The organism is Nocardia sp. NPDC004711, assembly GCF_053601595.1.
In genome coordinates this window covers 51770-66477 of record NZ_JBSGCB010000034.1, presented here as the reverse complement: position 1 = coordinate 66477, position 14708 = coordinate 51770, and the positions used below count along the sequence as shown (strand labels likewise).

Sequence of the window (14708 nt, the reverse complement as noted above, 5' to 3'; positions counted from 1 at the left end):
AGGTGAGACCCCGGCTCGCGGACGTGGGCCGGGGTCTTTTGCGTGCTGCGCGGAAATGGTTGGTGGTGAGGTGATGTCGAGTGGGTATTCCCGGGGTGACCGAGATGAGCGGAGGTAGGTCATGGTCGCGAGGACGATGGTCGGCGCCGCGGCACTCGTGGTCGCGGCGGGCGGCTGTGGCGTGGGCAGCGCTGGGGTCGGCCCGGGAAGCGCTGGGGCGCTGCCACTTCCGGTGACTGGGTCCGAGGGCGGGCAACCGGTGGCGGACCACGACCTGCATCTGCGACTGCGCAATGCCGAACAGCACGCGGGGGAACGGTATCCCGTGTATGGGCTGGTGTATTCGGATGCGGCGGTGTGGACTCTGGCGTTCGTGAGCGGCGGGCCGACCGACTACTACACCATCGACGGCGCCCGGGTGGAGCTCGCCGCACCGGCGGGCCGCACTGTGGTGCAGGGCGACGTGTTCACCGGGACCATCACGATCACCGGCAAGCGCGACTCCGGGGATCCGGTGGTCACCCTCGACGATGTCGCGGTCATCGGCCATCGCCTGGCCGAGGCGCTGCGCTGACAGCCGGACGGACCGTGGCGGTGTGCGCGGGTATCCCGTCATCCGAGCAGCGACTCGCCGATCGCGGAAACGGGTCATCGCCGTCAGCCGCACCTATGGTGTGAGTCCGATCGACGGTTCGATCGCGGCCCGATATCCGACCCGCCGGATGCGCAGCGCGCCGCCGTGCCGAAGGCAGCCCGGCGGCCGTCCCCTGCGCCGAGCAGCGATACGAATACCAATCCAAGACAACACGATGCGAACGGCTCGGGCGTGGATTGCTGGACGAATCGCGCGCGGCCGCTGGAGGAGCGGATGGAGCGTGTCTTCGCGATCGCCCTCGCGATCACGGCCGCCGTGGCGCTGGCCCGGCTCGCCCTGTGGTGTGACGCGCCGCGGACCCGCCCCATCACCGTGGTGCTGTCGCTGCTGGCGATCGGCGCGATTTTCATCGAACCGCAGTGGCGGGACGGCGTCGATTCCGTCTCCGTCACCCGCGGTCTGGCGGGCCTCGTCTCGGATGTGGTGCTGCTGGTGGCGGTCTGCCTGCTGTGCGCGCACGTCGCGCGGGTGTGGGACAACGAGTGGCTTCACCGGGCGGCGCTGGTGATCGCGGTCGCCGGGGGTCTGGTGCTCGTCGTCGTCCACGCGATCGCCCAGCATGCCGGCGCGCGCCGCGGATACACCGGGCAATTGAGCGGTCCCGCAACGGTCTACGGGATCGTGCTGTCGGTCCTGCTGATCGCGGTGAACGTCGCTCCGCTGATCACGGTGGCGCTGGCGCGTCCGGTCACCCGCGGCCAATTCTGGTTCGCCGCTTCGGCTCTGACCTGGATCGGGCTCGCGGGGCTGCGCGGTGCGGCGACCGCCGACCCGGAGGGGTTCGCGGACGCGTTCTGGCAGCTGCGGCTGCCGTTGGACACGCTCGTGCTGCTGGCCGGGGCGGGTCTGGGGTTGTCGGATCTGCGGGGCACGCGACGGCGGTTATTCACAGCCACCGAGCAACGACCTGGCAACCGTGACCGCGAACGTATACTCGGCAAATGGCCGAGTGGATCTTTCTGATGCATCCGCCCCGCGACAATTTCATCGCCACCATGACCGCAGACGAAAGATCGGCATTCGCGGCGCACCGGGAATGGCTGGCGCGTCTGGATACCGCCGGTGTGCTGCTGGTGGCCGGGCCTACCCTGGGCAGTGTCAATACCGGCGTCGGCATCTTCACCGCCGATGACGAGGCCGCCGCGCGACGCATCGTCGCTGATGAGCCTGTCACCAGCGCAGGCTTCATGCGCGGCGATCTGCGGCCGATCCAGCTCGGCTACCTCAACCGCCGCACCGAGAGCGGACCCGTCACCTGATCGTCGCGCCAGCAGGATGGCGTGCGAAGTCAGAAGTCCTTTCCTACCATCCGAGGACCGACAATGGCCATCGCGCAGCCGACCGAGCATCACGAGATCATCGATGTGACCCGTGCCCAGCGTCCCCGAGTGCTGATGGTGGTCGCCAACCCGGCGACCTCGACGACGCTGAACATTCCGGTGGGCTTCTGGGCCGCCGAACTCACACATCCCTATTACGAATTCACCAGAGCCCGTTATGAGATCACCATAGCCAGCCCCGACGGCGGGCGAGTCGAGATGGACGCCATGTCCGACCCGCGCGACGAGAGCAAGTGGTCGGCAGACGATCTGATCACCATGGGCTTCGTCAACACCCCCGAGTTGGCTGCTCTGCTGGACGATACCGCCGTATTGACTGATCTGGACCACGACGACTTCGACGCCATCGTGGTCTGTGGCGGTCAGTCGCCGATGTTCACCTTCCGGGGCCGCAAGGATCTGGCCACCACGATCGGGGCATTCCACGCCGCCGAGAAGCCTACTGCGGTGCTGTGTCACGGTACCTGCGCGCTGCTGGACGTTGTCGCCGATGACGGCACGCCGTTCATCACGGGTAAGACCATGACCGGCTTCGCCAATATCGAGGAAGACTTCTCGGATCAAGCCTTGGGTCGTACCGTGATGCCGTTCCGAATCCAGGACGAGGCCATCGCGCTGGGCGCCAACTTCGTCACCGGTGGCCTGTTCCGCGCCTTCGCCGTCCGCGACGGCAACCTCATCACCGGTCAACAGCAGTACTCCGGCGCGAAAGTCGCTCAGATGGTGATCGAGTCGCTGGGAATCTGAACGGATCCGGCCGGTGCGTTCAACTGGATGCCGAGGTCGACGGAGAGGATGCGGCCGATCATGCCGCCGAAGGACGGGCCGACACCGAAGTCGCCGCGGTCCAGGCTGCCGACCGCGGTGAAGCCGATGGATGGGCGGCCGGTCACGGGATGCGGCCGCAGTCCGTTCCAGGACACGGTCAGCGGCAGCGGCCGCGTGAGCTCGCCGAAGGTGACGTCGCCGTTCACGTCGAAGGATTCGCCGATCCGGATCGGACCGGGCGTCCGGAAGGTCATGGTCGGCCGGCGCTCCACATCCAGGAAGTCGGCGTGGCGGACGTGGTCGTCGCGTTTGGCATTGCCGGTGTGGAAGGAATCCAGGTGGACGGTGGCCTCGATGGCCGCCGCCCCGGCGTCGTCCACCACGAATCCGGTGTCGAAGCGCCGGAATTCACCGCGCACACGCAGCAGTCCGAAGCTGCGCAGCGAGAAGCCGACGGTGGAGTTCGCGGCGTCCAGGGTCCAGAGGCCGGGGGTGAGGGCGATACGGGTCGAAGTCGTCATGGCGTCGACTGTCGTCCGGTCGCGGGAGCGTAACCAGACCGGCTTGGTCCAGGGACTGCCGGTCCGTGGCTAATCGTCCGTGCGTGGGGTGAATCGTTCCCAGTGCACAGCCGATTCGAGGGGCCGCCGATGGCGCCAGCCGAAGCGCTCGAGGTCCGGGATCTGCTGGAACTCGTCGACCGGGCCGACACAGAGCCAGGCGACCGGCTTCACGCCCGGCGGCAGCGAGAGCAGGTCGGTGAGGAACGGCTCGTCGTAGAAGCTCACCCAGCCCACGCCCACGCCCTCGGCGGTGGCGGCCAGCCACAGGTTCTGGATGGCCAGGATGGTGGAGTAGATGCCGGTCTCCGGCACGGTCGCGCGACCCAGCACGTGGGTGCCGCCGCGCGCCTGATTGTGGGTCACCACGATGCCGGTGCCGCTCTCCACGATTCCTTCGATCTTGATCGGATTGAAGGTCTCGGCGCGATCGGACGGCAGCGAGTCGTGGAACTGCTGCCGCTTCTCGGCCACATGATCGGCGAACTTCGTCAGCGTGGCCGGATCTCGCAGCACCACGAAATCCCACGGCATCGAATTGCCGACGCTGGGCGCTCGATGCGCCGCCTCGAGAATTCGGAGCAGCGTGGTGTCGTCGACGACCTCGCCGGTGAATTCGGCGCGGACATCACGACGCAGTTTGATGGCGTCGTAGACGCTCAGACATTCGGTGGCGCTGACAGGACCTTCGGAACACACGGCGTCCAGTGAACCAGGCCGGAGGTCGACTCGGGTCATCGGCCCATTCCCGCGAAAACGCCCCCTGCCGGAAACTCGGCGGGGGGCGTTCCGGGATGCCGGGTGGCTCAGCCGACCAGGGCCGGTTCGCGCCGGGACAGCTTGCGGCGGCCCTCCCGCAGCGCGGTGCGCAGGCCGCGGCGGCGTCCGGTCATCGGGTCGATGCTGGACTCGCCGCCGAAGATCTTCTCCGACTTGGTTTCCGGAGCGTCGTCGGTGGAGCGGCGCAGGTACTTGTTGGGCAGCGACAGCTTCATGATGGTGCGCCACGACTTGGCGTACTGCACCGGCAGCGAACCGGTGGTGTAGGGCAGGTCGTACTTCTCGCACAGCGCCCGCACCCGCACCGCGATGGTCGACAGGTGGTTGGACGGAATGTCCGGGTACAGGTGGTGCTCGATCTGGTGCGAGAGGTTGCCGGTCATGAAGTGCATGAGCGGGCCACCCGAGATATTGGCCGAACCCAGCATCTGCCGCAGGTACCACTCGCCCTGCGTCTCGTTGTCGCAGTCGAACCTGGTGAACTTCTCGGCGCCGTCGGGGAAGTGGCCGCAGAAGATGACCGCATTGGTCCACACATTGCGGACGACGTTCGCGGCCAGATTGGCGGTCAGCGTGCCCAGGAAGGCCGGGCCGGTGAGCAGCGGGAAGATCAGGTAGTCCTTGGCGGCCTGCTTGCCGATCTTCTTCAGAACGGTCTTGCGGTCCTCCTCGAACTGGATGCGCTCGGGCGAACCCGGGGCCCACTTCTTCTTGGCGACCTTGCCCAGCTCCAAATGCTGGATGGCGACACCGTATTCGAAGAACATCTGCAGCAGCAGGTTGTAGACCGGCTGTCCGAGATAGAACGGCGACCAGCGCTGATCGCGGGTGACGCGCAGCAGGCCGTAGCCGATGTCGTCATCCATGCCCAGCACATTGGTGTACTTGTGGTGCAGGAAGTTGTGGGTGATCTTCCAGTGTTCGGACGGGCCCGCGTTGTCCCATTCCCATTTGGTGGAGTGGATTTCCGGATCGTTCATCCAGTCCCACTGCCCGTGCATCACATTGTGGCCGATCTCCATGTTCTCGATGATCTTGGCGGTACCCAGCAGGGCCACGCCGGCCAGCCACGCAGGCGGGAAGAGACTCGCGAAAAGCACTGCGCGGCCACTGATTTCGAGGCCGCGCTGGAGACGGATCACATTGCGGATGTAACGGGCATCCTTCTCACCCAGGGACGATTCGACCTCACGGCGGATGGCGTCTAGCTCCGCCCCGATCGCTTCGACGTCCTCCGGGGTGAGGTGCGCGTATTCCTTGACATCCGAGATCGCCATGGCGGTTACACTACCGTAGGTTACGGTCGCGTAGGTTGGCGAAGATCGAATCTCTAACGTGTCGAATACCGCATTGTTTTCGTGACTCGACTCTGCTAGCGATTGCGTCGGAGTTTACGCGAGAACCAGCCTCCGCGTTGTGCTTTATCGGCCAATGCGGCCTTTTCCGTCCGCGCCTTTTCCTGCAGTGCGGCCTTGGCCTCGCGCAACACCTGCTTCTCGTGCGCGGCCTTCTCCTTGAGCGCCACCTTGGCCTCCTGCATGGCCGACCGCAGCCCGCGCCGCTCGCCGGTCTCGGGGTCCAGGCCCCAGCGCGGCTGGTGCTCGGCCAGCCACTCGCTCGCGCTGTGCTCGGCCAGCCATTCACTGCCGTTCCACGTCGGCATGGACGGCAGCGAGATGCCCGCGAACTTGCGCTCCGAGGAGGTCTCCGGCGCGTCGTCGGAGGTCCGCTTGAGCCACTGGTCCGGCAGCGCCAGCTTGTGAATCGTGCGGAATGCCAACAGGTATTGCTTGCCCAGCGAGCCGGTGGTATACGGCAGGTCGTACTTGTCGCACAGCTCCTGCACCTTCACCGAGACCTCGGGATACCGATTGCTCGGAATATCCGGGAACAGGTGGTGCTCGATCTGGTAGCTGAGATTGCCGCTCATGAACGCCATCACCGGGCCGGCATCGAAATTGGCGCTGCCCAGCATCTGACGCAGGTACCACTCGCCCCGCGTCTCGTTCTCGAACTGCTCCTCGGTGAACTTCTCCGCGCCGTCCGGGAAATGGCCGCAGAAGATGACCGCGTACGCCCACAGATTGCGAATCAGGTTCGCGGTGGCATTCGCCTTCAGCGTCGACTTCCAGGCACGGCCGGTGAGCGCCGGATAGATCACGAAATCCTTGGCGACCTGTTTACCGGCCTTGCGCCAGAACGCCGTGTTCGGTTCGTTGACGACGTCGCGCGGGGGGAAGAACTGGGTCGGGGGCACACCCATCTGTTCCTTGGTGGCCGCCAGATCGTGCAGCGCGATGCCCCACTCGAACAGCGCGGCCAGAAACAGATTCGCGACCGGCTGCGCCAGGTTGATCGGCTTCCATTCCTCGTCGCGCGTCATGCGCAGGATGCCGAAGCCCAGATCGTCATCCATGTCGAGGATGTTGGTGTACATGTGGTGCGAATAGTTGTGCGCGGCTTTCCACTGCGCCGAGGTGCCCGTCATATCCCACTCCCAGGTGGTGGAGTGGATCTCCGGGTCGTTCATCCAATCCCATTGCCCGTGGCTGATGTTGTGCCCGAGCTCCATGTTCTCGATGATCTTGGCGACCGACAGCAGTGCGGTGCCGGTCAGCCACGCCCAGCGCTTCTTCGACGCGAAGAGCGTGGCGCGGCCGGCGGCCTCCAGAATCCGTTGCGCCGCAATGGTGCGCCGGATGTAGCGGGCATCGCGTTCACCGAGCGAGTGCTCGATATCGCGCCGAACGGTGTCGAGCTCCTGACCCAGGGTCTCGATATCGGCCGCCGTCAGATGGGCGAATGCCTTGATGTCGGTGATGGCCACCGGCGGGTCCTTCCGTGTCTGATTTGCCCTGCGCTTCGCTACGGGCGGGTTCGCGGCCCTGGAGGTCTCGTTCTTCCCTCCCTGCGCTCCCCCGCTTCGCTCCGCTCAGTCCAGAACGAGACGGGCCGCGAACCAGGAGGGGGCTGGTATCGAGAGTAGCGGTGTCTGCGCGTTCAGGTGTCAGGCAGTGGGCGTCAAATTTCGAGGGTGCAGTCACCCGCCGCGGCGGAGATGCAGGTCTGGATCTTGTCTCCGGCGCGGTGCTCCTTGCCGTTGCGCAGATCGCGCACATGGCCCTCGGTGACCGTGACAACGCAGGTCTGGCAGATGCCCATGCGGCAGCCGAACGGCATCTGCACGCCGGCGCCCTCACCGGCCTGCAGCAGCGTGGTCGCGCCGTCCACCTCGGCGGAGCGGCCGGCCTTGGCGAAGGTGACGGTGCCGCCCTCACCGGTGGCGTTGCGCTCGATCTCGAAGCGCTCCACGTGCAGCTTGGACTCCAGACCGGGGGCGGCCCAATGCTTCTCGATCTCGTCCAGCATGGGCAGCGGGCCGCAGGCCCAGACCTCGCGCTCGCGCCAATCCGGCACCACCTCGTCCAGATCGGCGAGTGCGAACTTGCCCTGCTCGCCGGTGAGGTGCAGGTGCGCGGTGAAGCCGGGGTGCCGGTCGTGCATGTCGCGCAGCTCGTCACCGAACATCACGTCGTCGGGGGTGCGGGCGGAGTGGATGTGCATGACATCCGGGACCGCGTTGCGGCGATCCATGGTGCGCAGCATGGCCATGACGGGCGTGATGCCCGAGCCCGCGGTCAGGAACAGCACCTTGGACGGCGCCGGATCCGGCAGCACGAACCCGCCCTGCGGCGCGGCCAGCCGCACGATGGTCCCGGCCGGCACCCCGGAGACGATGTGGCTGGACAGGAAGCCCTCCGGCATCGCCTTCACCGCGATGGAGATGAGCCGCCTGCCCTTGTGCGCGCTGTCGCCGGTCCAATCCGGCGGGCAGGTCAGCGAATACGAGCGCCAGTGCCAGCGGCCGTCCACCAGCACGCCGATGCCGATGTACTGGCCCGGCTCGAATTTGAAGTCGAAGCCCCAGCCCGGCTTGATCACCAGGGTGGCCGAATCCGCGGTCTCCTTGCGCACCTCCACGATGCGGCCGCGCAGCTCGCGCGCCGACCACAGCGGGTTCACCAGGTGCAGGTAGTCGTCGGGCAGCAGGGGAGTGGTGATGCGCGCCGCGGCGCCGCGCAGCGCGTCGAGGGGAGTCCGTCCGCCGGTGCCGCCTTCGGCCACGGGGGCTTCCAGCCAGTCCCGCAGTCCTCGCACGGAGAACCCACCACTCTTCGATGCCATATCCCGGAACGCTTCCTGTCGTCGTGCGCGCTGGTCAGCGCGTCGTCGTACGCACGTCGCCCATGTGATGAGCAACCATCACAGCCAGGTTACGGCATCGTAGGTTACGGGGGCGGTGTTGGATTGCCCCTCCGCTTCGCTCCGGGGCGGGTTCGCGGCCCTGAGGTCTCGATTCTTCCCTCCTCCGCTCCTCCAAGGCGCAGGTCTATGGAGCCGTTCGCTCCTCCGCCCCGTCAGTCCAGAATCGAGACGGCCGCGAACCTGTGGGTTTACGCGAACCTGCCATGTGGGGTCACAGGAGATCGAGCAGGAAGGGGAGTTCTTGCGCTGCGTACCAGGCGAGCTGGTGGTCCTCGGCGTCGCCGAGTACGAATTCGGCGTCGGCGTCGCCCATGTCGGCGGCGTCGATGACCTCGACGGCCTTGGCGACCTCGGACTCGGCCTCGGCCAGGTCGACGTGGATGGACGCGATGCGGTCGTAGGCGATCGGGCCGGACAGTCGCACCACGGCGTCGTCCAGATCCGGGCGCAGGGTCGCGCCGTCCACATCGGCGGCGATGACCGCGCGGCGGAAGACCGGTCCGGCCGGGGCGGCCTCGGGTTCGTCGCCGGATTCGTCGCCCGCACGATCGCCGCGGATGTCCGCGGCGGCCTGTTCCTCGGCGAGCAGTCGCAGCGAGGCGCGTGCGGCCTCGGCCATGGCGACCTCGGCCAGCTCCTCGTCGTCGCCGGAGGCATAGGCCTCGCGCAGTGCCGGCGTCACCGCGAAGGCGGTGTCGTTGAGCGCGCGAATCTCGCGGTCGGCGACCAGTTCCCGCAGCATCGGCACCGTGGCCGGGACGTAGACCCGTAGTTTCTTCGAGACGCGGGACGACTCACTGGACGCAGGCACCGAGCATCTCCTCCATCGACTCGTGCACCGAAGCGGTCAGCACCGCGATGTCCGCCATGGCGTCGCGATCGGCGGTGAGTCCGTAGAACACCCGTCCGTCGTAGGACGTGAGCCCGATGCTCAGAGCCTGAAAGCGCAGCAGCGGCGACACCGGGTACATCTCCAGCATCCGCGCGCCCCCGATGTACATGGGCTGCTGCGGACCCGGCGCGTTGGTGATCACCAGATTGAACGTGTGCTCTGCAAAAGTACTCGCCGACCGCACGCTCATGGCATGCAGGCTCGCCGGAGCGAATCCGGCCATGTGCATCAGCGTGCGGGCGCGGACCCCGAGCTGATGCCGGGAATGGGGCTCGGTCGCGTGCTTGATGTGCTCCATGCGGATCACCGGATTCGGTTCGCCCACCGGCAGATCCACCAGCAGCGAGGTGACCTCGCCCGCGGGTTTGAGCTCACCGTTCGGTCCGTCGGCGTAGACCGACATGGGTACGACCGCCCGCAGCGCGTCGGCCTCGGTCAGCACCTGCCCGCGCGAGAGCAGCCAATTGCGCAGCGCGCCCGTCACCACCGCGAGGATCACGTCGTTGATGGAGCAGTCGAACCGCTTGCGGATCTTGCGGTAGTCCTCGAGATCCGTGCGCACCACCTCGAACCGGCGATTGCGCGAGGTGCGGGTGTTCAGGGGGCTGTCGGGCGCGCCGATGGCCGCGGCCCGGACCATGGACACCAGCTTCTGCACCGCCTTGCCGGTGGCGTCGACCATGGCGAAGGCCTCGGCGACGTGGTGGCGGGCCACCTCCAGGCCCTCGCGCGGCTGGGTGGCCAGGTGCAGCACCGCGCCGAGCAGCAGTTCGAGGTCGGCGGGCTCGCGATGGGCGACCCAGGCGTCGTCGGCGACCTCGCGGGGCGCGGTCGAGGTGTCCAGGATCACATGCCCGATCTCGAGCGCGCTGTCCCCGTCGACCAGGGCCGAATGGGTCTTGGTGAAGATGGCGCAGCGGCCCTCGGACAGGCCCTCGACCAGATACATCTCCCACAGCGGCCGGGAGGGGTCGAGGGGGCGTGACGCCAGCCGCGCCACCAGGTCCAGCAGCTGCTCGTCGGTGCCCGGCTCGGGCAGGGCCGAGCGGCGGATGTGATAGGTGATGTCGAAGTGGCTGTCGTCCACCCACACCGGGCGGCCCAGCGTGAACGGGATCTCCCGCACCTTGCGGCGGTACAGCGGCACCAGCGGCAGCCGCGACTCGACCAGGGTTGCCAGCCGGTCATAATCCAGCGGCCCGTGCCCCGAGTTTCCGGCCGGCGCGGGATTGCGCAGGATGGCCAGGGAACCGATGTGCATGGGGTTGCTGCTGGATTCCAACCGGTAGAACGACGCGTCCTGCGGCGTCAGTCTGGTGATCACGCTGCCCGCTACTCCCTAGTCCCTGCCTGCGCCCGCAGTGTCCCCCTGCCTAGGCGCCGGCGGTTCTTCCATCAAATGTTGCCGTGGCATTCTTCGAAGGCAAGCTATCGCAATCCGATCACCTGGGGGAATGGATGGGCCGCATTGCCCGAGATCACACACCGTCAACGGTGTCCCCAGCTCCGGGTGCGCGGGTGCAGGCCTCCGCACGCCGGACCCCCTACATCCTACGTCAGGGGTAACGAATCAGCCTCGGACGCAAGATCATTCGCTGAAGGGTCGCTGGCGCCCCCGATCGGCTCCCGGGCAACCGTGCGGGCGGCCCGGTTTCACAGCTTTCCCTCAGCACGCACGCCCTCGCCCGCGCAGTTCAGCACCTACGATGGGCTCCGGATTACCATGGCTAGTGATTGCGCGCCCGCGCGCAGGCTTCCCGCCATGGTGGGGGCTACCGACAACACCGACCAGAGGACTACAAGACCCGTGCCTGCGCTGAGTTTTTCAAGGTTGCTACGGATTGGTGAAGGTCGCACGGTCAAGCGGCTGGCAAGTCTGGCGGACGAGGTCATCGCCCTCGACGAGGAGTACACGGCCCTCACCGACGCCGAGCTGCAGGCCAAGACCGCGGAGTTCCAGCAGCGCTACGCCGACGGCGAGAGCCTCGACGAGCTGCTGCTGGAAGCCTTCGCGACCGCGCGGGAAGCGTCCTGGCGAGTGCTGAACCAGAAGCACTACAAGGTGCAGATCATGGGCGGCGGCGCCCTGCACATCGGCAATGTGGCGGAGATGAAGACCGGTGAGGGCAAGACCCTGACCTGTGTGCTGCCCGCCTACCTCAACGCCATCTCCGGCGAGGGCGTGCACGTCGTCACCGTCAACGACTACCTGGCCAAGCGCGACGCCGAGTGGATGGGCCGCGTGCACCGCTTCCTCGGTCTCGAGGTCGGCGTGATCCTGGGCGGCATGAGCCCGGCCGAGCGCCGCGAGGCGTACGCCGCGGACATCACCTACGGCACCAACAACGAGTTCGGCTTCGACTACCTGCGCGACAACATGACCCACTCGCTGGACGATCTGGTCCAGCGCGGGCACTACTTCGCCATCGTCGACGAGGTCGACTCCATCCTCATCGACGAGGCCCGTACCCCGCTCATCATCTCGGGCCCGGCCGACGCCTCCTCGAAGTGGTACGCGGAGTTCGCGCGCATCGCGCCGCTGCTGAAGAAGGACCTGCACTACGAGGTCGACATCAAGAAGCGCACCATCGGTGTGCACGAGGCGGGCGTCGAATTCGTCGAGGACCAGCTGGGCATCGACAACCTGTACGAGGCGGCCAACTCGCCGCTGGTGAGCTACCTGAACAACGCCATCAAGGCGAAGGAGCTCTACGCCAAGGACAAGGACTACATCGTCCGCAGCGGCGAGGTCATCATCGTCGACGAGTTCACCGGCCGAATCCTGGTGGGCCGCCGCTACAACGAGGGCATGCACCAGGCCATCGAGGCCAAGGAGGGCGTGGAGATCCAGCCGGAGAACCAGACGCTGGCCACCATCACGCTGCAGAACTACTTCCGTCTCTACGACAAGCTCTCGGGCATGACCGGTACCGCCGAGACCGAGGCGGCCGAGCTGCACCAGACCTACGGCCTGGGCGTGGTGCCGATCCCCACCAACAAGCCGATGGTTCGCGCCGATCAGTCCGACCTGATCTACAAGACCGAAGAGGCCAAGTTCGCCGCGGTCGCCGACGACATCCAGGAGAAGCACGAGCTGGGTCAGCCGGTCCTGGTCGGCACCACCTCGGTCGAGCGCTCGGAGTATCTGTCCAAGCTGCTGACCAAGCGCGGTATCCCGCACAACGTGCTGAACGCCAAGTTCCACGAGCAGGAAGCGCAGATCGTCGCCGAGGCGGGTCGCCCGGGCGCGGTCACCGTCGCCACCAATATGGCCGGCCGTGGTACCGACATCGTGCTGGGCGGCAACCCGGACATCATCGCCGACATCCTGCTGCGCCGGCAGGGCCTGGACCCGGTGGAGACCCCGGACGAGTACGAGGCCCACTGGCACCCGACCCTGGAGCGGGTCAAGGAGCAGGTGGACGAGGACGCCGAGGCGGTCCGCGACGCGGGTGGCCTCTACGTGCTGGGTACCGAGCGGCACGAGTCGCGGCGCATCGACAACCAGCTGCGCGGTCGTTCCGGCCGTCAGGGCGACCCGGGCGAGTCCCGGTTCTACCTGTCGCTGGGTGACGAGCTGATGCGGCGCTTCAACGGCGCCGCGCTCGAGTCGATCATGACCCGGCTGAATCTGCCCGACGATGTGCCGATCGAGGCCAAGATGGTCTCGCGTGCCATCAAGTCCGCGCAGACCCAGGTCGAGCAGCAGAACTTCGAGATCCGCAAGAACGTCCTCAAGTACGACGAGGTCATGAACCAGCAGCGCATGGTGATCTACGCCGAGCGCGCCCGCATCCTCGAGGGCGAGGACATGGAGGGCCAGGTGCAGGAGATGATCACCGACGTGATCACCGCCTACGTCAATGGCGCCACGGCCGAGGGCTATGTCGAGGACTGGGATCTGGAGAAGCTGTGGGGCGCGCTGAAGACGCTGTACCCCATCGGCATCGACTACAAGGACCTCACCGGCGAGAGCGACGGCGGCGAGGTGGGCGAGCTGACCCGAGAGGAGCTGCTGGACGCGGTGCTCGCGGACGCGCACGCCGCCTACGACAACCGCGAGTCGGAGATCGACGGCCTCGCGGGCGAGGGCAGCATGCGCAATCTGGAGCGCCAGATCCTGCTGAGCGTCCTGGACCGCAAGTGGCGTGAGCACCTCTACGAGATGGACTACCTCAAGGAGGGCATCGGCCTGCGCGCGATGGCGCAGCGCGACCCGCTGGTCGAGTACCAGCGCGAGGGCTTCGACATGTTCGCGGCCATGCTCGACGGCCTCAAGGAGGAGTCGGTCGGCTTCCTGTTCAACCTCCAGGTCGAGGTGCAGCAGCCGCAGCCGGTCGGCGTGAACGTGGCCGCGGGCCTGCAGTCGCCGGTCGGCAACCGCCCGCTCCCCACCGAGGAGGACGCGGCCGCCAACGGCAATGGCGCTCCGGCGGCCCTGCGCGCCAAGGGCATCGACGAGTCCGGTCCGCGCGGCCTGTCCTACTCCGGTCCGGACGAGGGCGGTCACGCCGCCATCCGCAGCGACCGTGACGAGTACGGCCTCGAGGACGGTCAGGGCGGCACCCGCCGCGAGCGCCGTGAGGCGGCCCGCGCCCAGGGCAAGGCCGACCGCGCCCCGCGCTCCAAGCGCCGCCACTGAGCCAAGCGAAACCCACTGCGCCCCGGGTGTTCACACCCGGGGCGCAGTGTTTTCCGGTCTGGACCAGCGGTTTTCGCGTGGTCATGAAACAGTCACGATCGGTTCGCTGAAATGGGTTCCAGTCCGGTCGCCGTGGGGCGGCCGAGCAGGAAGGAATCACGATCATGCGCAAGACTTTTGCCCTCACCGCCATGGCCCTGGGCATCGCCGGGCTGGGCGCCGCGACCGCGCACGCGGAGACCCTGACTGTCGACGGTAACTACGCCACCGTCGACGCCTGCGCCGCCGACGGCAATGGCGGCCAGTTCCAGGCGGGCGGCGTGCAGCTGCGCGGTGAGGACGGCTGGCAGTGGCGGTGCGATCAGGGCGCCGACGGCCTGTGGTACATGACCATCTTCCGTTGATCGAATGCCGGCTCCCCGGCTCGAACGGAAACCGTGCCCTCGGCGAAATCGCCGGGGGCACTGTCATTTTCGGGAATGAATCAGAGGGCTGATGCCGAAAGAACGGACAATTCGGACGACCGCAGAGCCGCCCGGGCCGGCGTTCGGTGAAATTTCCTGCCGCTCAGGTGTTTCGGCAGCCCGGCAAGGGGTATTCGGACTCTGGGCGCGGTCGTTGCGGCCTGCCGCCGATCCGAATCCCATTCGTGCCCTTTTCACTTCGCTGGGATCGCAATCAAGGGCATTTTTATCGCGCGAACCGGGTTGCGCGTTAATTGAATTACTCCCCTCAAATTTGTGATGTGCGTCATTCAAGACATTTTGTGCCATTTACTCGGCGGTAGCTTGGTTGCGCTCTATTA

General features: G+C 66.9%; 13 protein-coding genes and 1 pseudogene. 6 read left to right on the top strand and 8 right to left on the bottom strand.

Features of this window, described 5'->3' with window-relative positions; translation table 11 throughout:
• The first annotated feature begins 121 nt into the window (after positions 1-121).
• The 4 genes from ACWEKS_RS30750 to ACWEKS_RS30735 all read left to right on the top strand — a co-directional run bounded on the left by ACWEKS_RS30750 (position 122) and on the right by ACWEKS_RS30735 (position 2742).
• On the top strand, positions 122-574 hold the full coding sequence (locus ACWEKS_RS30750; RefSeq protein WP_452343317.1) for a hypothetical protein: 453 nt from the start codon (positions 122-124) through the stop codon (positions 572-574).
• Between the two features lie 294 nt (positions 575-868).
• A complete protein-coding gene (locus tag ACWEKS_RS30745) occupies positions 869-1618 on the top strand; it encodes a hypothetical protein (protein WP_452343316.1) in 750 nt (249 codons plus the stop codon).
• Complete coding sequence (locus ACWEKS_RS30740; RefSeq protein WP_452343315.1) at positions 1597-1914, top strand: YciI family protein; 318 nt, start codon at positions 1597-1599, stop codon at positions 1912-1914. The genes ACWEKS_RS30745 and ACWEKS_RS30740 overlap by 22 nt, the downstream gene beginning before the upstream one ends.
• Positions 1915-1977: 63 nt before the next feature.
• The gene (locus tag ACWEKS_RS30735; RefSeq protein WP_452343314.1) at positions 1978-2742 is read left to right on the top strand and encodes a type 1 glutamine amidotransferase domain-containing protein; all 765 of its coding nucleotides are present in this window, start codon (positions 1978-1980) and stop codon (positions 2740-2742) included.
• On the opposite strand, the gene ACWEKS_RS30730 is transcribed toward ACWEKS_RS30735, so the two are convergent.
• The 7 genes and pseudogenes from ACWEKS_RS30730 to ACWEKS_RS30700 form a co-directional block, all read right to left on the bottom strand.
• Positions 2712-3284, bottom strand: coding sequence for a YceI family protein (locus ACWEKS_RS30730; RefSeq protein WP_452343313.1), 573 nt, complete (start codon positions 3282-3284; stop codon positions 2712-2714). The genes ACWEKS_RS30735 and ACWEKS_RS30730 overlap by 31 nt on opposite strands.
• Before the next feature lie 69 nt (positions 3285-3353).
• Positions 3354-4022, bottom strand: coding sequence for a 5,6-dimethylbenzimidazole synthase (gene bluB, locus ACWEKS_RS30725; RefSeq protein ID WP_452343312.1), 669 nt, complete (start codon positions 4020-4022; stop codon positions 3354-3356).
• A 107-nt stretch (positions 4023-4129) separates the two neighbouring features.
• On the bottom strand, positions 4130-5380 hold the full coding sequence (locus ACWEKS_RS30720; protein WP_452343311.1) for a fatty acid desaturase family protein: 1251 nt from the start codon (positions 5378-5380) through the stop codon (positions 4130-4132).
• 406 nt (positions 5381-5786) lie between these two features.
• Positions 5787-6930, bottom strand: a pseudogene (locus tag ACWEKS_RS30715) (fatty acid desaturase family protein); the annotation flags it as partial.
• 194 nt (positions 6931-7124) lie between these two features.
• A complete protein-coding gene (locus ACWEKS_RS30710) occupies positions 7125-8288 on the bottom strand; it encodes a ferredoxin reductase (protein WP_452343310.1) in 1164 nt (387 codons plus the stop codon).
• A 292-nt stretch (positions 8289-8580) separates the two neighbouring features.
• Positions 8581-9180 (bottom strand): DUF6912 family protein, encoded by a 600-nt coding sequence (locus ACWEKS_RS30705; RefSeq protein ID WP_452343309.1) that lies wholly within the window; start codon positions 9178-9180, stop codon positions 8581-8583.
• Positions 9164-10585, bottom strand: coding sequence for a WS/DGAT/MGAT family O-acyltransferase (locus ACWEKS_RS30700; protein WP_452343308.1), 1422 nt, complete (start codon positions 10583-10585; stop codon positions 9164-9166). Before ACWEKS_RS30700 ends, ACWEKS_RS30705 begins: the two co-directional genes overlap by 17 nt.
• A gap of 483 nt (positions 10586-11068) precedes the next feature.
• Here ACWEKS_RS30700 and secA point away from each other — a divergent pair, with 483 nt between their 5' ends.
• Together secA and ACWEKS_RS30690 are read left to right on the top strand one after the other, a co-directional pair.
• Positions 11069-13903 (top strand): preprotein translocase subunit SecA, encoded by a 2835-nt coding sequence (secA, locus tag ACWEKS_RS30695; protein ID WP_452343307.1) that lies wholly within the window; start codon positions 11069-11071, stop codon positions 13901-13903.
• Between the two features lie 164 nt (positions 13904-14067).
• Positions 14068-14307, top strand: a complete 240-nt coding sequence (locus tag ACWEKS_RS30690) for a hypothetical protein (RefSeq protein WP_354833969.1) — start codon at positions 14068-14070, stop codon at positions 14305-14307.
• A 63-nt stretch (positions 14308-14370) separates the two neighbouring features.
• On the opposite strand, the gene ACWEKS_RS30685 is transcribed toward ACWEKS_RS30690, so the two are convergent.
• A complete protein-coding gene (locus ACWEKS_RS30685) occupies positions 14371-14676 on the bottom strand; it encodes a hypothetical protein (protein WP_452343306.1) in 306 nt (101 codons plus the stop codon).
• Positions 14677-14708: the final 32 nt, after the last annotated feature.

Bases quoted from the DNA above. Each gene is read 5' to 3' on its own strand.
- ACWEKS_RS30720 (WP_452343311.1), bottom strand. From the start codon at position 5,380: ATGGCGATCTCGGATGTCAAGGAATACGCGCACCTCACCCCGGAGGAC.
- ACWEKS_RS30745 (WP_452343316.1), top strand. From the start codon at position 869: ATGGAGCGTGTCTTCGCGATCGCCCTCGCGATCACGGCCGCCGTGGCG.
- ACWEKS_RS30730 (WP_452343313.1), bottom strand. From the start codon at position 3,284: ATGACGACTTCGACCCGTATCGCCCTCACCCCCGGCCTCTGGACCCTG.
- ACWEKS_RS30735 (WP_452343314.1), top strand. From the start codon at position 1,978: ATGGCCATCGCGCAGCCGACCGAGCATCACGAGATCATCGATGTGACC.
- ACWEKS_RS30750 (WP_452343317.1), top strand. From the start codon at position 122: ATGGTCGCGAGGACGATGGTCGGCGCCGCGGCACTCGTGGTCGCGGCG.
- ACWEKS_RS30740 (WP_452343315.1), top strand. From the start codon at position 1,597: ATGGCCGAGTGGATCTTTCTGATGCATCCGCCCCGCGACAATTTCATC.
- ACWEKS_RS30685 (WP_452343306.1), bottom strand. From the start codon at position 14,676: ATGGCACAAAATGTCTTGAATGACGCACATCACAAATTTGAGGGGAGT.
- ACWEKS_RS30690 (WP_354833969.1), top strand. From the start codon at position 14,068: ATGCGCAAGACTTTTGCCCTCACCGCCATGGCCCTGGGCATCGCCGGG.
- ACWEKS_RS30710 (WP_452343310.1), bottom strand. From the start codon at position 8,288: ATGGCATCGAAGAGTGGTGGGTTCTCCGTGCGAGGACTGCGGGACTGG.